The sequence below is a fragment of the Pseudomonas sp. F-14 TE3623 genome (assembly GCF_053629015.1).
Map to the genome: position 1 here is coordinate 1,565,820 of NZ_JBRJHM010000001.1, position 22,828 is coordinate 1,588,647.

Annotated in this window: 16 protein-coding genes and 1 other RNA gene; 13 read left to right on the top strand and 4 right to left on the bottom strand. The window is 54.2% G+C overall.

Annotated features, from left to right (window positions below; all coding sequences use genetic code 11):
- Positions 1-4: 4 nt before the first annotated feature.
- The 13 genes from brxC (at position 5) to AB7M29_RS07070 (ending at position 19,763) form a co-directional block, all read left to right on the top strand.
- Positions 5-3,469, top strand: a complete 3,465-nt coding sequence (gene brxC / locus AB7M29_RS07010; protein WP_454246600.1) for a BREX system P-loop protein BrxC — start codon at positions 5-7, stop codon at positions 3,467-3,469.
- Between the two features lie 149 nt (positions 3,470-3,618).
- Entirely contained in the window at positions 3,619-6,960 is a 3,342-nt protein-coding gene (locus AB7M29_RS07015; RefSeq protein WP_454246601.1) for an Eco57I restriction-modification methylase domain-containing protein, read from the top strand.
- Positions 6,961-7,021: 61 nt separating this feature from the next.
- On the top strand, positions 7,022-7,699 hold the full coding sequence (locus AB7M29_RS07020) for an ADP-ribosylation factor-like protein (RefSeq protein WP_454246602.1): 678 nt from the start codon (positions 7,022-7,024) through the stop codon (positions 7,697-7,699).
- On the top strand, positions 7,692-8,126 hold the full coding sequence (locus tag AB7M29_RS07025) for a hypothetical protein (protein ID WP_454246603.1): 435 nt from the start codon (positions 7,692-7,694) through the stop codon (positions 8,124-8,126). Before AB7M29_RS07020 ends, AB7M29_RS07025 begins: the two co-directional genes overlap by 8 nt.
- A 56-nt stretch (positions 8,127-8,182) precedes the next feature.
- A complete protein-coding gene (locus AB7M29_RS07030) occupies positions 8,183-8,965 on the top strand; it encodes a hypothetical protein (RefSeq protein ID WP_032902479.1) in 783 nt (260 codons plus the stop codon).
- A gap of 41 nt (positions 8,966-9,006) precedes the next feature.
- Positions 9,007-10,680, top strand: coding sequence for a DUF262 domain-containing protein (locus tag AB7M29_RS07035; RefSeq protein WP_065945474.1), 1,674 nt, complete (start codon positions 9,007-9,009; stop codon positions 10,678-10,680).
- Positions 10,681-11,016: 336 nt separating this feature from the next.
- Entirely contained in the window at positions 11,017-13,338 is a 2,322-nt protein-coding gene (gene pglZ, locus AB7M29_RS07040; protein ID WP_454246604.1) for a BREX-1 system phosphatase PglZ type B, read from the top strand.
- A complete protein-coding gene (gene brxL / locus AB7M29_RS07045) occupies positions 13,335-15,386 on the top strand; it encodes a protease Lon-related BREX system protein BrxL (RefSeq protein ID WP_204375879.1) in 2,052 nt (683 codons plus the stop codon). Before pglZ ends, brxL begins: the two co-directional genes overlap by 4 nt.
- Positions 15,387-15,468: 82 nt before the next feature.
- A complete protein-coding gene (locus tag AB7M29_RS07050; RefSeq protein ID WP_256530433.1) occupies positions 15,469-15,708 on the top strand; it encodes a LasR-specific antiactivator QslA in 240 nt (79 codons plus the stop codon).
- A 1,069-nt stretch (positions 15,709-16,777) separates the two neighbouring features.
- Entirely contained in the window at positions 16,778-18,184 is a 1,407-nt protein-coding gene (locus tag AB7M29_RS07055; protein WP_065945472.1) for a YfjI family protein, read from the top strand.
- Entirely contained in the window at positions 18,171-18,533 is a 363-nt protein-coding gene (locus tag AB7M29_RS07060; RefSeq protein WP_454246605.1) for a hypothetical protein, read from the top strand. Before AB7M29_RS07055 ends, AB7M29_RS07060 begins: the two co-directional genes overlap by 14 nt.
- Positions 18,517-19,497: an integrase domain-containing protein gene (locus AB7M29_RS07065; RefSeq protein WP_454246606.1), complete on the top strand. Its 981-nt coding sequence runs from the start codon at positions 18,517-18,519 to the stop codon at positions 19,495-19,497. The genes AB7M29_RS07060 and AB7M29_RS07065 overlap by 17 nt, the downstream gene beginning before the upstream one ends.
- Positions 19,494-19,763, top strand: a complete 270-nt coding sequence (locus AB7M29_RS07070) for a hypothetical protein (protein ID WP_092146134.1) — start codon at positions 19,494-19,496, stop codon at positions 19,761-19,763. Before AB7M29_RS07065 ends, AB7M29_RS07070 begins: the two co-directional genes overlap by 4 nt.
- 167 nt (positions 19,764-19,930) lie before the next feature.
- Here AB7M29_RS07070 and AB7M29_RS07075 read toward each other — a convergent pair whose 3' ends face one another.
- From AB7M29_RS07075 to AB7M29_RS07090, 4 genes are all read right to left on the bottom strand, one after another.
- A complete protein-coding gene (locus AB7M29_RS07075; protein ID WP_092146132.1) occupies positions 19,931-21,187 on the bottom strand; it encodes an integrase domain-containing protein in 1,257 nt (418 codons plus the stop codon).
- Positions 21,188-21,371: 184 nt separating this feature from the next.
- Positions 21,372-21,765, bottom strand: a transfer-messenger RNA (tmRNA) gene (ssrA, locus tag AB7M29_RS07080).
- 116 nt (positions 21,766-21,881) lie between these two features.
- The gene (locus AB7M29_RS07085) at positions 21,882-22,157 is read right to left on the bottom strand and encodes a hypothetical protein (RefSeq protein WP_454246607.1); all 276 of its coding nucleotides are present in this window, start codon (positions 22,155-22,157) and stop codon (positions 21,882-21,884) included.
- Positions 22,158-22,454: 297 nt separating this feature from the next.
- Positions 22,455-22,739 carry a hypothetical protein gene (locus AB7M29_RS07090; protein ID WP_217857588.1) on the bottom strand — a complete coding sequence of 95 codons (285 nt, stop codon included), beginning with the start codon at positions 22,737-22,739 and terminating at the stop codon, positions 22,455-22,457.
- Positions 22,740-22,828 lie beyond the last annotated feature (89 nt).

Sequence of the window (22,828 nt, forward strand, 5' to 3'; positions counted from 1 at the left end):
AATTATGTTGAACCGCGATATTTACTTGAACGACCCGTTAGAAAACGATCTGGCCAACAACGGTGTAGCTGAGGTTAAGGACGATCTGTCCGAGCAGGCGCTCAACACCCTGCGCTACGAGTTGAAAACCTTTGTTTGCGAAGGTGAATACCAGGCCGGCATGGACAAGATCCTCTCCACCTACCTGCGCAACCTCGGCAGTAACCACGAACAGCCGGGCGTATGGATCAGCGGGTTTTTTGGTTCCGGTAAGTCGCACATGGCGAAAATGCTGCGCACACTTTGGATTGATCAGAACTTCCCCGATGGCGTCACCGCGAGGCATATCGCTAATCTGCCGCAGAATGTCTCTGATTATTTTAAAGAGCTCAGTGTCCAGTCACGTCGCTACGGCGGATTGCATGCCGCCTCTGGCACTCTCGGTGCAGGTGCCAACAACAATGTTCGATTAGCCTTACTCGGCATTATCTTTAAGTCAGCCGGCTTGCCCGAGCAGTATCACCAAGCGCGCTTTGTGCTCTGGCTCCAGGAGCAGGGCTACTACGAAATAGTCAAACAGGCAGTGGAAGAAACCGGCAAGCCCTGGGAGCGCGAGCTGAGCAAACTCTACGTTTCGCCTTTGATCGCCAACGCTCTGCTCAAGGCCTATCCCGGCATGGCAAGTGATGCTCAGGGCGTCCACCAGTTGCTCAAAGGCCAGTTCCCCACGGTCACAGACGTCACCAATGACCAGATGGTTCAGGCTGTTGCTGATGCTTTGGAGCAGAACGGTGAGTTCCCGCTGACTTTAGTTGTGCTGGACGAAGTACAGCAATACGTTGGCAGCGATGTCGATCGTGCGCATATGGTGCAGGAGGTAGTGGAGACCTGCTGTAAACATTCTGCTTTCGGCAACCGACTGCTATTTGTTTCTACGGGCCAGAACGCTCTGTCCGGTATGGCAAACCTGCAACGTTTAATGGGCCGCTTCCAGATTCCCATTATGCTTAGAGATACCGACGTAGAGTCAGTTATCCGCAAGGTCATTCTGCAAAAGAAAGAGTCCGCTCGTGCTGAGCTGCAGAGTTTACTCACCAAACACCTAGGCGAAATCTCCCGGCATCTGCGGGGTACCAAGGTCGAGTACCATCAGGATGACGAAAAAGTCATGCTCGCCGACTACCCACTGTTGCCAGTTCGCCGGCGTTTTTGGGAGAAAGTGCTGCGGATCGTCGACACCACTGGCACCGTTTCTCAGTTGCGCAATCAACTCAAGGTCATCCATGAGGCGGCTAAAGCCACCGCTGACAAGGCACTGGGAAATATCGTGCCTGGTGACTTCATTTATCAGCAGATTGCACCCAATTTGCTGCAAACCGGGGTCATCTCCAAGGAAGACTACGAGCGAATTGCCGAGCTTTCTGCCGGCTCGGCCGATCAGCAACTGCAGTCCCGATTACTTTCGCTCATTCTGCTGATTGGCAAGTTGCCGACTGATTCAGTGGCAGACAGCGGGGTGCGTGCGACGTCCGACATGCTCGCCGATCTACTGGTGGACGATCTCAACCAAGGTAAGGACGAACTCCGTGCGCGGATTCCTGGCCAACTGGAAGTCATGGACAAAGCTGGTCAGTTAATGGCAATGAATACCAGTGCTGGTGTTGAGTATCGCTTGCAGACTCAGGAAAGCGCCCAGTGGTATGACACCTTCCGTCAGCAGGAAGCAGATCTGCGCGGCAATATGCAGCGCGTTGAGAACTATCGCATCGACCTGCTGCATAAACAGATCAAATCCGAGTTGGCCAAGGTGCGCGTTACTCAGGGCGTGAGTAAGGAAATCCGCCAGGTCATTGCCTGTTTTGATGCTGAAGTACCCAACGATGCTAGCCAGAAGATTTACCTTTGGGTGCAAGATGGCTGGAGTCTCAACGAAGCTTCGTTTCTTGCTGAAGCACGTAAGGCCAATCCGGATCTGCCGACTATTTACCTTTACATCCCCGCTCGAAACCGTTCTGAGCTAAACAACGCCATCATTCATCAGCAGGCTGCCGATGCGACCCTCAGTCTGCGAGGTATCCCCAATACTGAAGCAGGGACCGACGCGCGTAGGGCAATGGAGACTCGTCAGCGCGATGCGCAAAAACAGGTCGAGCAACTGCTAAAAGAAATCCTCTCGGGTGTGCAGGTGCTGCAGGCTGGCGGTGCGGAAGTAGACGGCAATGCCATTGCAGAGCGTATTCAGAACGCCGCTCAGGCCTCTGTCGTGCGACTGTATCGCGAGTTTGATCTCGCCGACAGTCCACACTGGAGCAAGGTCTACGAGCGGGCACGCAAGGATGGCGGGCAGAACGCCATGGAAGCTGTTGGCTTCAGTGGTGACACCGAAAAGCATCCAGTTTGCGCCGCTATCCTGCGTTTCATCGGAAGCTCCAAGAAAGGCAACGAAATCCGAGACAACTTCCTCGCTGCCCCGTGTGGTTGGCAGCAGGACACCATCGACGGTGCGCTCTTTGCTTTGGTTGCCACGGGTGTATTGCGCGCCACTGATGCCAGTGGGAAACCGCAAACCGCCCAGACCCTGGAGCGGCAGAAACTAACCCAGAGTACCTTTCGCCCGGAAACGGTCACTATCCGCCCTGTGGATCTAATCAAAATTCGCGGCCTGATAAGCTCTCTGGGGATCGACTGCCCTCCAGGTGAAGAACAGGTCCGTCTGCCGATACTTATCAATCTGGCGCGCGAGCTGCATAACGCCACTGGCGGAGAAGCCCCGGCTCCGGCCCGTCCAGACGCCAAGCTGATAGATGACATCGCTAAAGAAAGTGGCAACACCCAGCTCAAGCTGGTGATCGACCACAAAGACGAGATCAAACCCTTGCTTGATGCCTGGCGTGCCCAGGGCGAGCAATTGCGTGCCCGTCGCAGTGACTGGGATCTGCTACAAACCTTGGTGCGCCTGAGCAAGGGGCTTGCTTTCCACGACAAGCTGCATACCGAAGTCGAAGCCATTAAGAGTAACCGCAGTTTGCTGGCTGACCCCAGTCCGCTCGACAACTTGATTAGCAACACCGTAAACCAGTTGCGCGACGCCATTAACCACCATTTTCGTGCCTACCTGGTCGAGTACCGAAAGCGTCATGCCGAACTCGTTGCTGACAGTCACTGGCAACAGTTGCCCGCTAGTCAGCAACAAGAGTTGTTGGCCCGTCGCAATCTGGTTGAGCCCTCTGAACTACTACTCGGTAGCCGTGAGGAAGTGGTCGACAGTCTTGAAAGCGCCAGCCTGGAACAGTGGAGCGATCGTAAGGACGGGCTGGCTGCCAAATTTGAAAGTGCCCGCCAAGAGGCCGTCAAGCAGCTGCAACCCAAGGTGCAGCATGTGTCCTTGCCCAAGCGTACCTTCGATAGCGAAGCTCAGATTCGACAGTGGCTGGTCGAAGTTGAAACCGAGCTACTGGCCAAGCTGGCTGAAGGCCCAGTGATGGTGTAACCCGCCGACAAGTAACATCAACTGGCTCCAAGACGGTAACGCCGCATAGCGGCTTATCCACCGAAATTGACCCCGTAGGTTGGGTGAGTAGCTGATCGGCTAACCCAACTGATACCCCGCACCCTGCTGCGGCAAGGAAGTACCTGTACATGCGTCACGCCCTCGAAAAGAAGCTTCGCAAGCAACTGGAAATCACAGTGATCAAAGCGCGCGAGATCGCCGAGCAGGCCGCTCTCGAAGCTCTGACTCGCCTGAGTGTCGGCGAGGCCAAAGCAGCCGACTATCTCGATGATCAACAGCGTGCTCTGCGCAACCGCCTGCGCGCCCATGGCCGTCAGCTAGGAGACGAGCGCAGCAGTAATGGTCAGCAGCAGATTGACCGCCTGTGCGTGGAAATCGCTTATGAACACTGGCATCGCATGCTTTTCGCTCGCTTCCTCGAGCAGAGCCACCTGCTGATGTATGACCAGCACACGGCGCTGACTCTGGACGAATGTCAGGAGCTCGCCCCTGACGAAGGCTGCGCCAATGGCTGGGAGTTGGCCGGTAAGCTGGCCTCCCGAATGCTACCGCAGGTGTTTCGCGAAGGCTCCCCGGCACTGGCCGTGCCCTTGGCATTCAACCATGTACGGGACCTGGAAAAACTAATTGCTGGCCTTAATGCTGAAATCTTCCAGTGCAGCGATAGCCTCGGCTGGGTTTATCAGTACTGGCAAACCAAGAAAAAAGATGAGATCAATGCCTCCGCCGTCAAGATCGGTGCCGACGAACTCTCAGCTGTTACTCAGCTGTTCACTGAACCCTACATGGTTCAGTTCCTACTGGACAACAGCCTCGGCGCATGGTGGATCATCCATTATCCGCAGCATCGGCACCTATTACCGCTCACCTACCTACGCACAATTCCCGACGTTAAGGAAACGAGCTTTCTCACAAACAATGCCAATTCTGAGATCCCCGTCGCTGGTACCTTCGAAGGATGGCCTGAGCGTCTTGCCGACTTTAAGATGCTAGATCCCTGCTGTGGTTCAGGCCATTTTTTGGTCGCCACCTTCCTCATGCTTGTTCCCATGCGTATGGCCACTGAAGGTATAAGTGCCGAGGAAGCTGTCGACGCAGTTCTTAGTCAGAACTTACACGGATTAGAGCTCGACCAGCGTTGTGTCGAACTGGCTGCATTTGCCGTGGCCCTAGAAGCCTGGCGCTACCCGCATGCAGGAGGCTACCGTAGCCTGCCCTCGTTGAACATCGCCTGTGTCGGCCAGCGCATAGGGACCCCGCGTGAGCAGTGGTTGGCACTGGCTAGCGAAAAACCTGAGCTCAAGGCTGGCATGGCTCGCTTGTATGACATCTTTAGCGACGCTCCCGTTCTTGGCTCTCTGATAGATCCTGTTCGTAGTTTTGAGGGCGACCTTTTCACCGCCGACTGGGCCAAAGTACAACCGCTGTTATCTAGTGCCCTAGCGTTGGGTGATGCTGGAGAAGAGGATCTGCAGGAAGCGGCTATTATCGCCCAAGGCCTAGCGCGAGCGGCTGAACTATTGGGGAAAAGCTATAATTTTATAGTGACAAATGTCCCTTATTTAAGTTTTAAGAAGTTTGATGAGAAACTGAAGGTTTTTGTTTCACATAACTATGCTAGGTCCAGGTCGGATCTGGCCAACGTTTTTTTAGATAGATGTATAGAACTTGCAGCGGCCGGTGGTGTTGTTCAAGTTGTTATGACCCAAAACTGGCTTTTTCTTGATAGTTATAAGAAGCAGCGGGAAGAGCTTTTGGATGAGATCGGTTTCTCTTTAATAGTGAAGTTGGGCGGAGGGGCAGAATGTTTTAATGATGGCCCTGGAAACATAACAAATATATGTTTGGTTAGCTTTGTTAAGGAGGTTGAAGCTGGCGCAGCGGGTCAGATAATTAATTGTATTGATTTGACAAGCTTTAAAAGTCCAGCCGCAAAGGCTGAAGCTCTTTTGGTTGCTGATATCCTATCAGTCTCCCAGCGTGATCAAAAATCTAACCCCGATTCTCGAATTGTTTTTGAGTCCGGTGTTCGTGGTGATTTGTTGAATATTTCTTGTACTAATCATCAGGGGCTTTCAACTGGAGATAATTTGAGATTCAGACGTTGTTTTTGGGAGGTGGATCGACTAGCTGATGTATGGGCTCCTGAGCAGTCTACAGTGCCTCAAACAATTGAGTTCGGCGGTAGGTCTGGGATACTGCTATGGGAAAAGGGTGTTGGGCAGCTGCACAAGTTTGGTCGCGAGAATGTGGCTACTCTGCATAATGTAGATAGGCGAGGAGAAGATGCTTGGGGGCGGAAAGGGATCGTGATATCCCAGATGGGGGGGCTAGCTGCAACTATTTATTCTGGTCAAAAGTTTGATACAAATGTTGCAGTTATATCTCCACGACATGAAGACGACATGTCGGCTGTTTGGTGTTATTGCTCCTCGCCAGTTTTTAATGAAAACGTACGAAAGATAGATCAAAAATTAAGTGTGACCAATGCAACGCTCGTGAAGGTTCCTTTTGATCTCGCTTATTGGCAACAGGTGGCTGCCGAGCGCTACCCCAATGGGTTACCCAAACCATATTCCGACGATCCTACCCAATGGATCTTTCACGGCCACCCACAACCTGCAAATGAACCACTGCAGGTTGTTGTTGCTCGTCTGCTCGGCTACCGTTGGCCGGCTGAGCTGGAGCCTGAGATGGAGCTGTCCCCTGATGCTCGCTCGCTGATCGGCCGCTGCGATAGTCTGATGCCTTTTGCCGATGTGGATGGCATCGTTTGCCTGCCTCCGGTGAGGGGAGAGAAATCTGCTGCTGATCGTTTGGAAAACATGCTACAAGCTGCCTTCGGCAGCAATTGGACGTCTTTGCTGCGAAATCAGATGCTAAAGCAAGTCGGGGGCAATAGCTTTGATGTCTGGTTGCGCGACAAGTTCTTTGAGCAGCACTGCAAGTTGTTCCAACACCGCCCGTTTATCTGGCAAGTTTGGGATGGTCTCAAGGATGGTTTCAGCGCTCTCGTCAATTACCAAAAGCTCAACCGCACTACCCTCGAACGCCTTATCTTCACCTATCTCGGAGACTGGATCCGCACCCAGCAACATGGTGTCGAACAGGCGCTCGATGGCGCCGACGCACGTCTGGCTGCGGCACAAAATCTTAAATCTCGCCTTGAGCTTATCCTTGAAGGCGAAGCTCCCTACGACATTTTCGTACGTTGGAAGCCTCTTGCAGAACAAGCTATAGGGTGGGCCCCCGACTTTAACGACGGGGTGCGTCTCAATATTCGCCCCTTCATGACTGCTGAGGTCCTGCGCCACAATAAAAAGCCAAAACTCAACATAGAGTGGAAAAAAGATCGCGGTAACGACATCCCTAGCGCCCCTTGGTTTACCTTGGGCCTGCAATACGGCGAAAAAGAAGGCGCCCGCATCAACGACCACCACCTGAAGTTGGCTGAAAAGAAAAAAGCGTGATAGCCGCAGTAAGCATGCTGTTGGTTATTTTTTATGCACCAATACTTAATAGGGAGATTTTATGGTCTGGCGAGTTGTGGCTGGGATAGCAGGTTTCGCGGTGGCTGGCGTTTATGGATGGATGAAAAGAGACGAAATCGTAGAGATGACAAGTGATCTTTGGGACTCTCTGATTCTTAGATTGAAAGGCAAAAAAATTGCAGTTCTTGGCGCGCGAGGCTCTGGGAAAACAACCTTGCTGACCTTTTTGTCGAAAGGAGAGCTTCCCGCAGAAACCGCCCAGACCATTATGGCGTCTTCTGTTTCTGCTCGTAGATTCTCCCTAAAGGACCTCAATCTTGATCTTAAAGAGACTAGAGATTTACCCGGAGGTGAAGGAGCTTTTGATGACTGGAAGAAACTTCACGATGAGTCAGACTATGTGATCTACCTGATTAAGTCCGCAGGGCTCGACAAGGATCGTATTGCTTATGATTTAAAAAAAATCAACGAGTGGCGGTCGGCTGAAAAATGCAAATCTAAATTCTTAATAGTAGCTACGCACATGGATCTAGACAGCGCTTATATGGCGCTGAAGCCTCAGGAGTGTGGCGACTTTTTTGATCGATTTGTAAACGATCTAGGACGCTGTCTGGCCCCGTTCAAAACCCCACCGGCGGTGATTCTTGGAAGTTTGGAAAGCCAGAAACATACGGAAAAGTTGGTGAGTGAGATTATTGGTTGGATGAATCATGCCTAGGGTTAAGGTTTGTTTTGCCCAGGCGTTGGATAACTCTGCTCCGGATCATATTGTCTGGGATGGTCAAACGTTGCCCGTTCAGTCAGAGCGGGAGCGTAGCCTAGCCTGCACATTAGTCTCGTCGGTGAGTGTGGCAGGTGAAAAACTCTATGAGATGGAGGGTGTTCGCTTGTTTTTGGCAGGGCCTCTATTTGTGCTTGAAGTGATGCCTCAAGAGCGCGATGTTGCTAATCGCGCTGCACCAATCGCTATTTGTATTGAGCGGGATGACGACGACACTGCTATGACGATCGTAGACGTCGTCCAGAGTTTTGCAGAGTCGATAGGGCGGACTATTACGGCTGATCGCATGAATTCAGTGAAGATAGCCTTGGATACGCTAGCAAAAAAAAAGCGACCCAGAGGCTGCCTGTTACCGTTTCTTTAAGCTTGCCGTCAGGCATGAAGCTAGAGACTTTCGTTAATTCATCTTACGAGGTTGTTATGAATGACAGCGTTTTTCCGGGTTTTCACGGCGCGCGCCGAGCCGTAGTCGTACTTAAACAAAACGATATTCGAAGCAGCCGTAATGACCTTTCGTATGAGGAAAAGCAGTTTCTTTTTGATGATGAAGCATTCGTACTTAGTTATCCGCCACCTTCAGATAGTCCGGCTTTGCCGCGAGCATTGATGAACATTATCGACTCTGATCTGGCTCGACCTGGGCTGGTGTTGGTTCAAAGTCCTTATGATCGCGATGCGTATGTTGAACTGGAAAAGGCTGCTGAGGCGTTTGCTATCGAAAAAATGCGTCATTTTTCCAGATTATGTCAGCTGCTAGGGGCCAGTTTTGTTGAGGCTGAGCAGGTTGAAGTTAAAAGAGGAACCGAATCTGCGGTCTACAGCGTTAAGGGAAGTGCCGGACCTTTAAAGGCGGAGGGTAAGGTTTCTACTGACGAAGAGCAGAGTCTGAGTCGGAAGTTTTCAATCAGAAGTATTTTTCCGGGTAAGGCGCCAGATGGAGAAGGTGCTGAAAAATTCCTGCGCAGTAAAAATCTCTTTGGCGATACCGTGATGCGGCAGTTGCTAGAGCAATGTTCGGATGACTCCAATCGCCTTCTGGAGCAGCAGGTGACTATCAGTCTTTCAAGCGAAACGAAGAGCACTCTTGGCGTTGTGGGTAAGCTCAACCTGCCTACTAAATTTGGTATTTCGGCAGACTGCAAGAAAATAGCTACTAGTAGCGAAGAGTATTCGCTGACATTGCTGGTTAAATTTGAAAGCTGACGGTTTTTCACGGTTTTGGCATTTGCTAAAGGTGTTCCGGAATGAGCAAGAAAATCAGTGGTGCCGAGTACCCGTTGGCGAAGATATTCAGTTCCGAATTCGACTATGTGATCCCGCCGTACCAACGGCCTTACGCCTGGACAAGGGATCAGGCGGGGGAGCTGTTTGACGATCTTTATGATTTCTTCGAGAAGGAAGTCGAGGACAGTTACTTTTTGGGCTCCGTGGTCCTGATCAAGGATGAGGGTAAACCGTTGGCCGAGGTTATAGATGGTCAGCAGCGCCTGACCACGCTGACTATTCTGCTGGCTACGCTTACCTCGCAACTTACCGGAGACAATTTCTCGTCGTTTTACAGCTTCATCCGAGAGCCTGGAAATGTAGCCTTGAAGTTGAATCCCAAGCCGCGGCTGGCCCTGCGCGAGCGCGATCGAGCCTTCTTTGCCCAACATGTCCAGGGGCTGAGGTTCGATGACTTGACGAGGATCGATCCAGCGCAGTTGGAAAACGAGTCTCAGCGCAACATCCAGGGGAATGCCCGGTTGCTACTGGAGCGTTTGGCGACAAAATTTACAGGCAACGAGTCAAGCCTGGTCGATTTTGGCTCCTTCCTGCTCATGCGCTGCTTTTTGGTAGCCGTGACGACGCCGAGTCAGCAGTCGGCGTTCCGGGTGTTTTCCGTGCTGAACAATCGCGGGCTGGATCTATTGCCCACGGACATTATTAAGGCGGAGGTGATCGGCAAGCTGGCTGAGGATAAGCGCGATGATTTCAATGATCGTTGGGAGGAATTGGAAGTCGCCACCGGTCGTGATGGTTTCAACGAACTGTTCGGTCATATTCGCATGATTTACGCCCGCTTCAAGGCGCGGCGGATGCTGCTGGAGGAGTTTCGGGAGCATGTGCTGAACAAGGTGGAGTCGTCCGAGGCACTGATCGATAAGATAGTTACTCCCTACGCTCAGGCGTATCTGGTAGCGAAGAACGCACAGTACATATCTTCTACTAATGCCGGGAAGATTAATGAGCTGTTCACCTGGCTGAACAGGATCGACAATTCTGATTGGGTGCCAGTCGCGATAGCCTTCCTGGCCCGTCATGGTAGCGATGCGAATACAGTTTTGGATTTCGTCACCCGTCTGGAACGATTGGCGGCCTATCTACATATCACGGCGCGGAACGTGAACCAGCGTATCGAGCGCTACGCCCATGTTCTGGAGGACATCTTCAAAGACGTGCTTTTCGATCGTATCGAGCTGACCCCAGGGGAGTGTGTCTCGATGCTCAGGGAGCTAGATGGCAATGTCTACGAGCTGACAGCTCGTAGGAGGAATTACTTGATTCTGCGTCTGGATTCCTTTGTTTCTGCAATGTCGGCCAACTACACGCCCAACGTACTGACTATCGAACACGTGTTGCCGCAGACGGTCGATGCGAACAGTGAGTGGGCACGGACATGGCCCGATGTTGATGAGCGAGCGCGCTGGCTGCATCGCCTGGCCAACCTAGTACCACTAACGCGGGCACGTAACTCAAAAGCGTTAAACTATGACTTCGACAGGAAAAAGTCGGCATATTTTGCCGGCAATAGTGGTGTTAACGCTTATGCCTTGACCAGTCAGGTACTGCACGAGGCTGAGTGGACTCCTGTGGTTGCGGAACGTCGTCAGAAAAGCATGCTTGAGGTGCTCAAGCGGGACTGGCGATTGGTGTAATGGCAGTCATCCTCCTACAGATCGAATAAGGGACGGATTCCGAACCCTGGTGAAGTTGAATACGGTCACGTTCAATGTGGGTTGGTGAGCAACGTATTCGCTCTGGAATGCAAACGTCACGAGAAAAAGCTATCGGCATACTTCGAGTCATTAAAGGTGGCTGGTGGAAGTGTTTTGATCGCCTGGCTCCGCTTCAGATTTTGGGTCTTGGATTGTAGATGTGGCGCTTGCCCCGAGGATAACTGGTGTTTTGAAAGCTTGAAGCGCAATGGATCATCCCTCAGGATCTGACGATGCTGACGACCGGCCAGTACATATGGATTGCGAGCAACAGTAATGAAAGTAATTGAAGCCCTGATTAAAAGCCTGCGTTCAGCAGCGCAGTACAACGCGAGTGCTCAGGTTGCGCCAGCGGCAATCCTTTGGACTGACAAGGAGCGTGAGTGGCTACCGGTAATGACTCAGTTGCAGAGCGCATTACCCGAGCTTTTCTGTCTAGGTAGCTATAAGCCAGAGCGTCGGCAAGGTCCGGCCATCTGGCTCAAATGCGTGCTTGCTGATGCCTTGCCTGAAGTTTCATTGCCTACTGGTCTCATTCCAATTATCTATTTACCTGGCGTCAGTCGTCAGGATCTTCGAGCAATTGCAGCCTGTCCACCCGATTTGCAGCCTTTGGCTGAATTGCAATATCGCGGAACCTTATGGAGCCAGATAAATGCCAAGGACTGGACGCTTAATGCATTTCTTGTTTCTCGCAATGGCGGTCTGGCGTTGGATGTGGCTCAAGATGGCAAGACCCAAGCGGCTTTGTTGCGTGCTTTAGAGCCGTTATTGGACAGTGAGATAGCGCAATTACAGAACCATCGGCTTGAGGCCAGTGATTTCAATCAGTTGCTCAGTACCGATGCGGTGCGAGACGTCTTGACCTGGATGTCCGATTCCAAGGCCGTACAAGAGAACTGGGCTGGGCCGCGTTGGGAAGCATTTGTAGGGATCTGTCATAGCGAGTTTCAGGTCCACCCTGAGCGCGACGGAGACCTAGTCGCTGCAGAAAACTTCTGTGGTCGGTTGGGGGCCTGGGCGAGGGTCTGGGAGCGCTTTGCCGAAAATACGGCGGCTTATTCTCGTTTGCCAGCCTTATTAATGCGCTGTCAGCCTGATTTGGCAGCTGATGTGTCGAGTTTCCCAAGCTACAACCACGAGCAAGAAGCTGAGTTGTTGAAACAGCTCAATTCTCTAGTTGGGCAAGGATCGTCCGTGTTACGTCAGCGTCTAATCACGCTTGAACAGCATCATGGCGTGCGCCGGAGTTGGGTGTGGGCAGAAATGGGGTTAGCGCCTTTGGCTCGTCTGCTTGAACCTCTGGTGTTGATTGCCGGGCTGGTTGGCGATAGCGGTCTCTCAGGAACAAGTCCTGAAGAGATGGCTGAGCATTACCGTCACAATTACTGGAAGGTTGATGATGCGATGCTACGCGCCTTGGCAATGGCTCGTGAGCCTTCGTTGCAGGCTGTGGTGCAAGAGTTGCTGAATAACCTATATACCCCTTGGTTGCATGAGACAGCGCTCAACTTTCAGCAATTAGTGAGGCTTAAAGGGTATCCCGGTAGTCGAGGGGTTAACGAAGCAGTTGCGGCCTACCAGACTGCTGGTGAGGTTGTGTTCTTCGTTGATGGTCTGCGCTACGACGTGGCACAGCGCTTTGCCTTGCAGTTACAGGCGCTGGGAGAGGTTAGGCACGGCTATAACTGGTCGGCATTGCCCTCGGTCACGGCTACAGCAAAAGCAGCGATCTTGCCAATTCACCAACAGCTTACAGGGCGCGATACTGACAGCGATTTTCAGCCCAGCCTGAAAAACGAAGACAAGCCCTTTAGTGGATATTACTTGCGCAAGCTGATGGAAGAGAGTGGTTGGCAGGTGCTTGCAGCTGATGAAAACGGTGATCCTAAAGGGCGTGCTTGGGTACAGACTGGCAATATCGACGAGGCTGGACACACAGATAAGCTGCGTTTGGCTGGCCGCATTGATTCACTCCTGCAGGATGTGTACTTGCGGGTGCAGGAGTTGTTGCAAGCAGGTTGGCGAAAAGTACGGATCGTTACTGACCATGGGTGGTTGCTGACACCCCTGCCTATGAGCAAAGTTGACCTGCCCAAGCATCTCACAGAGATCCGCTGGGCACGTTGCGCGGAAATCAAAGATACCGTGCAGACAGGTCTGCCTACGGTCAATTGGTATTGGAGTCCTGCACAAACGATTGCAGTGGCGCCTGGCGCCAGTGCATTCCTGGCTGGTCGTTACTACGACCATGGCGGTCTGAGCCTACAGGAGTGTCTGACCCCAATCCTGGAAGTGATCAACACCGTAGCCCCAGCCAAGAACCTCGCTCTGGCGACGATTACCAAGGTTCAGTGGTTGGGGCTGACTTGCCGAGTTGAAGCGCAGAGTAGCGCTGAAAATCTCCAAGTGGATTTGCGCAGCAGTCCCGCTGATGCGGCGAGCTCGATTGTGCGGTCCAAGGCTCTGAAGGGGGGTAAATGCAGCTTACTGGTGGAGGACGATGAGCAGGTAGGTGCAGCATCTGTGGTGGTGGTTCTGGATGAGGCCGGTAATGTATTGGCACGACAGGCGACTTTGGTGGGAGATGAAGCGTGATTGAACTAGATGTCCTCGACTCGAAGGCCGCGACAGCTTTCGAGGGTTATATCGTGCGCAAAGACCTCGTCCGTACCTTTGCCCGCCAATTTCCGGTGCCTACTTACGTGGTTGAATTTCTGCTGGGGCGTTATTGCGCCAGTACCGATCCGGAGGAGATCGAGGAAGGCATCGAAATCGTTGAACGCCAACTCTCCTCGCGTACCGTCAAGGCTGGCGAAGAGGAGCTGTTCAAAGCTCGTGCCTATAAGAATGGTACGGTTAAGCTGATTGACTTGGTGAGTGCCCGCTTTAGTCAGAAGGACAATGGCTATCTGGTAAGTCTGCCCAGCGTACAACTTAACAATGTGCGTATCGCAGACAAGCTGGTGGATGACAATGAGCGTCTGTTGACCGGTGGCTTTTACGCTGAAATCACGCTGGAGTACGACGCAGCCATTGCAGAAGAGCGAGGCAATCCATTCGGTGTTCAGGATCTGCGGCCAATTCAGCTCTCCAAGCGTGATGTGTTGGACAGCCTGGGTGAGGCGCGCAAGGTATTCAGCAGTGCTGAGTGGAAAGATTTCCTTTTACGCTCCATTGGTCTTGAGCCGGATAATCTGAATCCGCGGGCGAAGGATGCTTTGTTATTGCGCATGGTTCCTTTTGTAGAGCGCAATTACAACTTGGTTGAGCTGGGTCCTCGTGGAACGGGTAAAAGCCACCTGTTTCAACAGGTTTCGCCTTACGCTCACCTGATCTCTGGGGGGAAGGCGACCATTGCCAAGATGTTCGTCAACAATGCTAGCGGCCAGCGCGGCCTGGTTTGCCAATACGACGTAGTCTGCTTTGACGAGATCAGCGGTATTTCCTTCGACTCGAAGGAAGGTATCAATATCATGAAGGGCTATATGGAGTCTGGTGAGTTCAGCCGCGGCAAGGAAAGCATTCGCGCTGATGGTTCACTGGTGTTCGTGGGCAACTTCGATGTCGATGTGGAGCATCAGCAACGTGTCGGACACCTGTTCGGCCCGTTGCCTCCGGAGATGCGTGACGATACCGCCTGGATGGACCGGATTCATTGCTTTCTGCCAGGTTGGGACGTACCGAAGATGAATCGTGAGTTGACCACCGACCATTTCGGCCTGGTCAGCGATTTCTTCTCCGAGTGCCTGAGCCGTTTGCGCTATGAGAGCCGGGTCAGTGTCATGCAAAACCGAGTGCACTTGGGCGGGGCGCTTAGCGGCCGCGACACCAATGCAGTGAACAAGACGGTCTCCGGTCTGCTCAAGCTGCTCTATCCTGATGCCTCCATGGAGGTTTCGGATGAAGATCTTGAGTGGGCCGTTCGGCTGGCGCTTGAGGTGCGTCGCCGGGTCAAGGAGCAGCAAAAACGTATAGGTTCGGCCGAATTTAGGAACACCCACTTCAGCTATTTCATCGGTGACGATGGTGTAGAGAAGTTTGTGGCCACTCCAGAACTGCGCGCCGATAACGAGATTGGCGGTGATCCCCTAGAGCCTGGTCAGATCTGGACCATCAGCGAAGGTGGTGCCGACGTTGACGATAACGTGGGACTCTATCGAATTGAAGTCAATGAAGGGCCTGGTTCAGGAGTAAAAATTCTCAATAACCCGGTGCCCGCGCCTTTTAAGGAGTCGGTGCGTTACGCAGAGCAGAACTTGTACGCTAGGGCTGCTCAGTTAATAGGTGATCGTGATCCTCGTGCTCACGAGTTTACCATCCAGCTACGTGCCTTCGATGCTGCAAAGCGCGGATCAAAGTTGGGCGTCGCGGCACTGATTGCCATGTGTAGCGGGCTGCTGAAAAAGTCCGTGCGTGGCGGGCTTATTGTGGTTGGCGAGATCAATCTGGGTGGATCCATCGAGCCTGTCCATAACCCGGTGACTATTGCTGAGTTGGCGGTTGAAAAGGGCGCAAGCACACTGCTTATGCCTGTCACCTGTCGTCGCCAACTGCACGATCTTTCTGATGATATGGCGACCAAAATCGACATTCAGTTTTATCAGGACGCGCGAGATGCTTTCTTAAAGGCCATAGTCGAGTAGTTGCGTGGATGGACGAGTTTGCTCTCTCAAATAAAAATGAAGTTTAAATGGGCGGTGCTCTTCTGACTCGAATAGTCTGATTATCCGAACCCCGTGGGGCAATGAGTTTGGCCCGATGATTGAGGACGGCGTTCGTTGTGCGGAGACTTGGCTTGACGGCTCATCACTGCCGCTGTGGTGGGCACTGGCGCAGAACCGAAAGCGTCATCGCCCAGGTGATTCTCAGGAAGCGTTCGAGGCCGGTTTTCTGCTGCGTTTGCAGCAAACGCTAATCACACGGCGTGAAGCCGCCATCTCCCAATCAACCAACTTTGATGCTTGAGGCTGTATTTGACGTTTGAGATTTGCTTTTCCCGCCAAACCCTCCGATCCAGCGATCTTTGATCGCGCCGATCGGAGGGTTCACTCGCTCTTTCTTGAAGCCGCCTCGTTCCACCCTCCCATTTCAAATTTGATTAGCGTCACACCGTCGTTTACCCGTCAGAAATTACTCGCGATCGTTATCGAGCGCAGTGCAGTTCCTGTGTCAGAGCGGATCTTGTCGTGGGGCCATGGCCAGAGAAGTGGCGACACTGGCGACACCGGCGACAACCCAAGTAGGACGGGGTCTGGAGCGTGGCGACAAAGTGGCGACAGTCGCCACTTCTTGCCCACTTTACCCGGAATGCTTGACCGTCTTTTCGAGCCGGTATAACAATTGGCGCGTGGATCGCTGTCGTTGACAGCACCAGCCCAGGTAGCCAGAACCTTTAAGGCTACGCCACTTCTGTGGTGGTTCCCCCCAAGTGCGATACAGCGTCCGGCGGCTCGCACGGTCACTCCCCAAGAGTGATGGATGCCTACTCGACTTATCTGTCCACTGCGGCAGACGATGGACCTACCTCGCTGCGCTGCAGCAACCTCACCTTTCGGTACACCTCGCTGCGCCAGACCGCGCCCGTCTCTTTCTCCTGGAAAGAGACGGGCGCTCGTACCACTGCTGCAAGCCACGTCTTACAAGGCATTGCCGCAACTCTCCTCGTGACAATCGGCCTGACAAATCCGATTCGTCGCCATCCGCATCGACACAGGCACCGGTGCCGCAGCCTTTGGAAAGGCTGCACCTGACTGACAGTCAGGCATGCCCCAGGTGTCCATGTCGTTGCCTTCTCCTGCTCAGGATCTCCAGGTGCCGAACTCGTCACTCGGCACAGCCTTCACCCGCCCGCATCTTCGGATGCGACTAAGGAGGCCAGATTCATGGGTTCATGCCCTCGCTCCCGGTCGTAAGGAGCCGTTCGTTCCGCGTCAGTGAACACCTCACAGGCCGCAGGGGCCTTGATCCCTGATAACACTCAACAGCAGTGGCGGGAGCACGTGAGGACAACCAGCAATCACCGAGGAGAGGGCCCATGCAGCAGTTAGATCCGAAGCTTGAACTACCACGATCCCCTCGACCGTTAATCGAGTCGAATCCCGCGGCCGAGCCTTATCCAGTTAAGGCGTTGGGTGGAATTCTTGGGCCTGCGGTGGAGCGCATGGCCGAAGTGATTGGCGTGCCTCAGGCACTGGCTGCACAATCGATCTTGGCTGCCTCGGCGCTGGCCACTCAAGGTCATGCGGGCTTACAGCTCGACGGGAGAAATTATCCGCTGTCGCTGTACCTGATCACGGTGGCCGCGTCCGGTGATCGTAAAACGGCGGCAGACCGATTTGCGTTGCTGCCAGCACGGCAATGGGAGCGTGAACAGTGGCAGCGCCACCGCGAACAGCTCTCCCGGTACCGTGCCGCACAGCGACAGGCGCAGCGTATCAATCCTGCCGATGCCAATCCCACAAACGGCATACCGCTCGAAGCTGAGCCCTCGGCCCCTCGGCTGATCACCACGGACCCGACTATCGAGGCCCTGATTAAGGGGCTCTGCCATGACCTGCCCAGCATGGGGCTGTTCTGTGATGAAGGGGGGCAGTTCCTCGGCAGCAGCACCATGAATCGGGATAACCGTTTGAAAGCCGTGACGACCTTATCGTCGCTCTGGGACGGTAGCCCGATTGATCGTGCTCGCTCCATGGCCGGTGAAAGCCTGCGGGCTTATGACCGGCGCTTGAGCCTGCACCTCATGCTGCAACCGTACTTGGCCATGCAGTTACTCAGTGACCCGTTGCTGCAGGGGCAAGGCATCCTCGGTCGCTGCTTGATGACCTGGCCCACCAGCCTGGCCGGACAACGCAGCTACCAGGCTGTCGACTTATCCAAAGACGCCGCCCTGAAGCGATATCACCGCCGCCTTTCGGCCCTGTTTTATCAGCCCTGGTCACTTTCCACTGACGGTGCCTTGCAGCTATCACCGCTTAGCCTCAGTCCGTTGGCCCGCCGTCGCTGGATTGATCTACATGATGCCATCGAAGCCCAGTTGGGTGAGTTTGGCGAGCTGGCCAGCGTACGGCCTAGCGGATCGAAGGCCGCCGATAACCTGCTGCGCGTCGCTGGCATCCTGGCAGTCGTGGAGGAGAGCGGTGTGGTAGAGGTCGACCATATCCAACGGGCCTCCGCTTTAGTCGGCTACTACCTCACCGAGATCCAGCGCCTGACCGAACAGGAACCGGTGTGCCGGGTAAAGGAGGAGGCGGACCGGCTGCTGCGCTGGCTGCAGGTCAAGGATTGGAAACGCTTCAGTATTCGGGAGCTGAACCGCAACGGTCCCCGCTTTGCCCGTAAGAGCAGTCGTCACGCCGCCAAGCTGCTGGTCGAGTTGATTGATCATCAGTGGCTGATCACCGACGGCCACACCTTCGAGGTGCGCCATGTTCAATCTTGATGAAGCGTTGCGTAACCATCTGGCTCAGCGCCAAAAGGAGCCGAAAGTGCGATTTGTCGCCGCTACCGTCGCCACTTTGTCGCCACACTTAAAGCCAGGCAGGACAAGGGTTGTCGCCGCTGTCGCCGCTGTCGCCGCTGTCGCCACCACCCACAAAACTATTGCCTCGACGACAGCCATCATCCAATGGTTAAAAGAGGAGGGCGCGCATCTCTACGTCACCGACAACAGGCTGTGTTTTCGCCCGACTGATTGGGACCAGTTCGCCATCGTGAGTGCTCACTGGCGAGCCCTTTTGCATGCTCTCACTGCAGTCGATCAGGAGCAGAAAAATGGCTCGGGTCGGTAAGCGAACTGGGTGTAATTTTGGCTTCGGTCGCCAGCTCAGCTATGCCGGGCCGCAAGCCCTGAAAGATCTGTTTGGCGACGGCCATTTTGCTACCGTCAAAGCCCATAGCGATCGCTGGCAGGCATTCGTGCAGTGGTGTCGATCCAATGAAGGACCGGGACTCAACGACGCGCGACAGATCGACCACGAGATCCTCATGCGGTACGCCGCTCACATGCGGGAGCAGGTCGATCAGGGCAACGTCGGCATCGCCACCGCGCAAAACCGCCTGTCCAGCGTTAACCGAACGATGGCCGCTCTGCGCGGTGATCAGTGCGTCAAAATCCCCAGTCCGAGCAAGGCGCTGGGCTTGCAGCGCTCAAGCGTGCGTAGTGAGGCCCCGCAAGGCCAAGACCGTGTGCAGGTCAGGCTGATTGCGCAAGCGCTGACAGAGCGACAGCAATCGAGAGTGAATGCCATCGTGCTCATAGCCCGTGAGACTGGTATGCGCCTGCGTGAAGCGATCTTGGCGGACCTGCCACGGTTGCAACGAGAAGCCCAACGACTGGGCAAGATCAATATCCAGGACGGCACCAAAGGCGGTCGATCAGGCGCGTCCGCACCGCGTTGGATTACAGTCACTGATCAAGTCCGCGGCGCCCTGGCTAGGGCCTGCGAGGCGTCACCCAGTGGCAGTCGGAATTTGTTGGCACCCGATGAAAGCTACAAAGACTTCATACAAAAAGTCGTGCGGCCGGCACGGGACCTCCTGCATGAGCAGGGTTTGAAAGGCTTTCATGAACTGAGAGCGGCTTACGCCTGTGAGCGCTATGAGCAACTGACCGGCTTCCCTGCACCGGTAAATGGCGGCCGTGATCACCGAGAAAATCGAGAGCTTGATCAGCGTGCACGACGTCAGATCAGCCACGAGTTGGGACATAACCGCATCGATGTGGTGAGTGCCTACATCGGAGGTCGGCGATGACGTCCGAGTTCGATATGGCGTTGTTTCTGAGCCCCGTGCTCAAAGGTGCGCATGCCACGCGGCAGCGGCACATCAGGCAAGCAGAAAGGATGCACGAAGTAATTCGTGAACGCTGGAGTTGCGCAACTCCCTGGTCCTGGAAGGAGAAGCACGTGAAATGGTTTTTCGAACACTCTCTGCGTTGCTCAGCTCCAGCGACCGTCTACTACTACGAATTAACAGCAGGGCTAATCCGCCGCAGAAAGGCGCAATTCGTTGTTATCTGATAGACGCTTTTAAGCGTGAGCCCCTGAGTATGGGAATGCGGAGCCTTCCCATACTCAGGGGCTTGGCCAAAGAAGCGCAGGCATACGACAGATTTGGCGACAGTCGTCACTTCTGTCGCCTTGCTGCGCGACACGGATTGTCGTCGGCGTCGCCAATCTTTGGATTCTCAGCGTATAGGCACGACGTTGCGGTCCCTGGGTTGATTGATGGCAGATGCCGAGAGGCTGCCGGTGGCCGCCTTCTGGATATGGTCACTCCACCAAGCCATCATCGGACGCCGGCGTTCGATGTAATCCGCTCGGTTGTAGGCGCTTCGAACTTCGTCTTTATCGACATGCGCCAGCGCGACTTCGATTAGCTCCGGATCCCATCCGTGCTCGTTCAGGATTGTGCTGGCCATGGAGCGCATGCCGTGGCTGACCAAGCGGTCCTGAAAGCCCATTCGTTTCAACGCCATGTTGGCTGTCTGGCTATTAGCGTGGGTACGCGGGTTTCTATCTGCCGGGAACACGTATTCTCTGTGGCCGCTGTGGGGCTTGAGTGTCTCCAGTAGCGCGAGTGCTTGTTCAGTCAGCGGGATGGTATGCGGGCGACGCTTTTTCATACGCTCCGGTGGGATGCTCCAAATGCGTTTGTCGCAATCGATGTCTGCCCACCGAGTGGTGGCCGCCTCGACAGGGCGGGTCATCGTGTGCAACTGCCATTCGATCAGACAGCGCGTGACTCGCTTGATGCTGGCATTCGCGATTTCCATCATGAGCTCCGGAAGCTCGTCAGGTCGTAGCGCGGCCATGTTCTCTTTCTTGGGTTTCTTGAACACCGCCCGAATGCCACTGAGGGGGTTCGCAAAGATCAGTCCTGAATTGACCCCGTAGGTCATGATCTCGTTGAGTCGTTGGCTCAGACGCTTCACTGTTTCGAGGCTGCCTTTGGCCTCAATCGGGCGAAGGAGCTTGATCACCATAGGAGCACTGACTTCAGAGAGCGGCGTCGATTTCATGCTCGGAAAAACATGCAGCGTGAGTGAACGCCAAATGTCCTCGGCATACGCTGGCGTCACTGAGTCTTTCTTCAGTTCGAACCAGGCAGTGGCTATCTTCTCGAAGGTGTGTTCGGTCTCAGCCAGTCTGGCTTGCCTTTGCTCATCGCGCTGGGCTTTGGGATCGATGCCTTGAGCAAGTAGCTCTCGCGCCTCGACTGCTTTCTTCCGAGCATTCGCTAATGAGAGGTCGGGGTATGGGCCGAGCGCCATATTGATACGGCTTCTGGTTAACGGCTCGCGGTAATTGAAATTCCACATCATCGAGCCGCTGGCGCGTACTCGAAGCTGCAAGCCATCGCCGTCGCTGAGGACGAAGTCTTTACCAGTTGCCTTGACTGCCTTGAGCTGGCGATCAGAGAGGCGGGTTGCGTTAGTAGGCATGGGGCTACCTCCAGCACCGTTTTGGTATCCTGAAAATAGCACCTGGTAGCCCGGGATACCACCTGGGATACCAAAGCGCCTGGAACTCAAAAAACCTCCAAAGCCCCAAAAAGCCCTGAAACCCCGTATTCACTGAATCTTAGGCACAAAAAAAGACGTCCGTGGACGTCTTTAGATGTTGAAGTGGTGGAGCCGGGGGGATTTGAACCCCCGTCCGCCAGTACTCCGCTGTCGGTACTACATGCGTAGCCGTGTCTATTAAGTTAACCCTCAGCGACCCGACGGGCAGGGTGCTTTGGGCGAGTTGTGTAAGTTTTAGCCGCTTCGTCCACAACGTACTGCACGGCGATTCTGTTCTATATGACAATCACTTTGGGTTTACAGACATCCCCTGATGATTGCTGGACCCGAAGGTACCAGGAGGGAAGGGCTAAGGCTGCTTACGCAGCGAGAGCGTATTCCCCGTAGGTTTCGTCATTGGCAACTATAGAAAGTTGCAACAGTGGATTTACGAGTTCTGTTACCAACTCGGCATGCACCTAAAGTTTCGCAACCGGCGTCGAATCCTAAACGGCCCCGAACCTGCTGTGTGTAACCAGCAGGCAAGCGCAGTGTACGCCAATGCGCGCGGCGAGTCGACCTTCTGTCCTTACCTGCGCATCGGGACCAGCGTCGGATTGGCTCTGGCCCGGCCCTAATGGCTATTCATGTGGCTTTGAATGTCTTGAAGAGCCTGCTGCGTCAGGGATACACACTCTCTGTCATTGTTGGCGGCGTGGGCGGCCTTGGCTTGTTCGGTTTTAGTGATGACGACGCCTTTGGTGGCGGCGTCCAGCGTGGCTGCGCTGGACAGCTTGCTGTTGACTTCCTGGAGCTTCATTACGCATTGATCGCTATCGTTTGAGGCGTATGCGGAGGAGGCCAGCATTGTTGCAGCGATGAGCAGTCCAGCCAGGGCGGAACGCTTCATGGGTATCTCCTGGAACGGGGGGAATTGGGCCACGCTGATTGGGGCTTAACAAATGGACTGTGATGGCGTGCAAGGGTTCTGTTTTTGCGGGCGTTAGGGTGAAAGATTTTTCCGGGAGACGGGAGCGAAAAAGGGACAAGAAACGCCTGATGCCAGTCAGTTAAGACGAAATGCAATCTGTTGCAGCTGCCGAGCTTGCGAGGCTGCGTTCGGCTGCGAAGCAGTCGTCTGTCTGATGCTCCGCAAGCTTAGGGTTTACAGGGCTCAGAAGGCCAACCCGAAGGTTGGCCCTCACGCTTATGAGCTTTTACCGTCTTTGCCTGCATTCTGGATCTCTTGCAGCGTTTGAGTTGTTTCAGAGATGCATTTTTTGGTGCCTTCCTCGGTGTTTTGCGCCTGGTAGGCCTTGGCTTGCTGGACGCTGGCCTCGACGCGAGTTCTGATTTCCGGCGCCAAGGTCTCGGACTTGGCATTGGCGATGGCTTGCAGGTTGGTTGCACAGAGATCATCGCTGGCGGCAAACGAGGAGGAGGCCAGCATTGAGGCAGTAACGAACAGACCTAACAGTACAGAGCGTTTCATGTGTATCTCCTTGAACTGAGGGTCCAGGCATCGCTGGCCATCAGGACAGGCTGCCAATTTTGGGAAAGGTCCCACGTTTGCGGGACTTG

Excerpts from the sequence above, each read along its gene's own strand:
- brxC (WP_454246600.1), top strand. The coding sequence starts at position 5 with ATGTTGAACCGCGATATTTACTTGAACGACCCGTTAGAAAACGATCTG.
- AB7M29_RS07015 (WP_454246601.1), top strand. The coding sequence starts at position 3,619 with ATGCGTCACGCCCTCGAAAAGAAGCTTCGCAAGCAACTGGAAATCACA.
- AB7M29_RS07020 (WP_454246602.1), top strand. The coding sequence starts at position 7,022 with ATGGTCTGGCGAGTTGTGGCTGGGATAGCAGGTTTCGCGGTGGCTGGC.
- AB7M29_RS07025 (WP_454246603.1), top strand. The coding sequence starts at position 7,692 with ATGCCTAGGGTTAAGGTTTGTTTTGCCCAGGCGTTGGATAACTCTGCT.
- AB7M29_RS07030 (WP_032902479.1), top strand. The coding sequence starts at position 8,183 with ATGAATGACAGCGTTTTTCCGGGTTTTCACGGCGCGCGCCGAGCCGTA.
- AB7M29_RS07035 (WP_065945474.1), top strand. The coding sequence starts at position 9,007 with ATGAGCAAGAAAATCAGTGGTGCCGAGTACCCGTTGGCGAAGATATTC.
- pglZ (WP_454246604.1), top strand. The coding sequence starts at position 11,017 with ATGAAAGTAATTGAAGCCCTGATTAAAAGCCTGCGTTCAGCAGCGCAG.
- AB7M29_RS07055 (WP_065945472.1), top strand. The coding sequence starts at position 16,778 with ATGCAGCAGTTAGATCCGAAGCTTGAACTACCACGATCCCCTCGACCG.
- AB7M29_RS07060 (WP_454246605.1), top strand. The coding sequence starts at position 18,171 with ATGTTCAATCTTGATGAAGCGTTGCGTAACCATCTGGCTCAGCGCCAA.
- AB7M29_RS07065 (WP_454246606.1), top strand. The coding sequence starts at position 18,517 with ATGGCTCGGGTCGGTAAGCGAACTGGGTGTAATTTTGGCTTCGGTCGC.
- AB7M29_RS07070 (WP_092146134.1), top strand. The coding sequence starts at position 19,494 with ATGACGTCCGAGTTCGATATGGCGTTGTTTCTGAGCCCCGTGCTCAAA.
- AB7M29_RS07075 (WP_092146132.1), bottom strand. The coding sequence starts at position 21,187 with ATGCCTACTAACGCAACCCGCCTCTCTGATCGCCAGCTCAAGGCAGTC.
- AB7M29_RS07085 (WP_454246607.1), bottom strand. The coding sequence starts at position 22,157 with ATGAAGCGTTCCGCCCTGGCTGGACTGCTCATCGCTGCAACAATGCTG.
- AB7M29_RS07090 (WP_217857588.1), bottom strand. The coding sequence starts at position 22,739 with ATGAAACGCTCTGTACTGTTAGGTCTGTTCGTTACTGCCTCAATGCTG.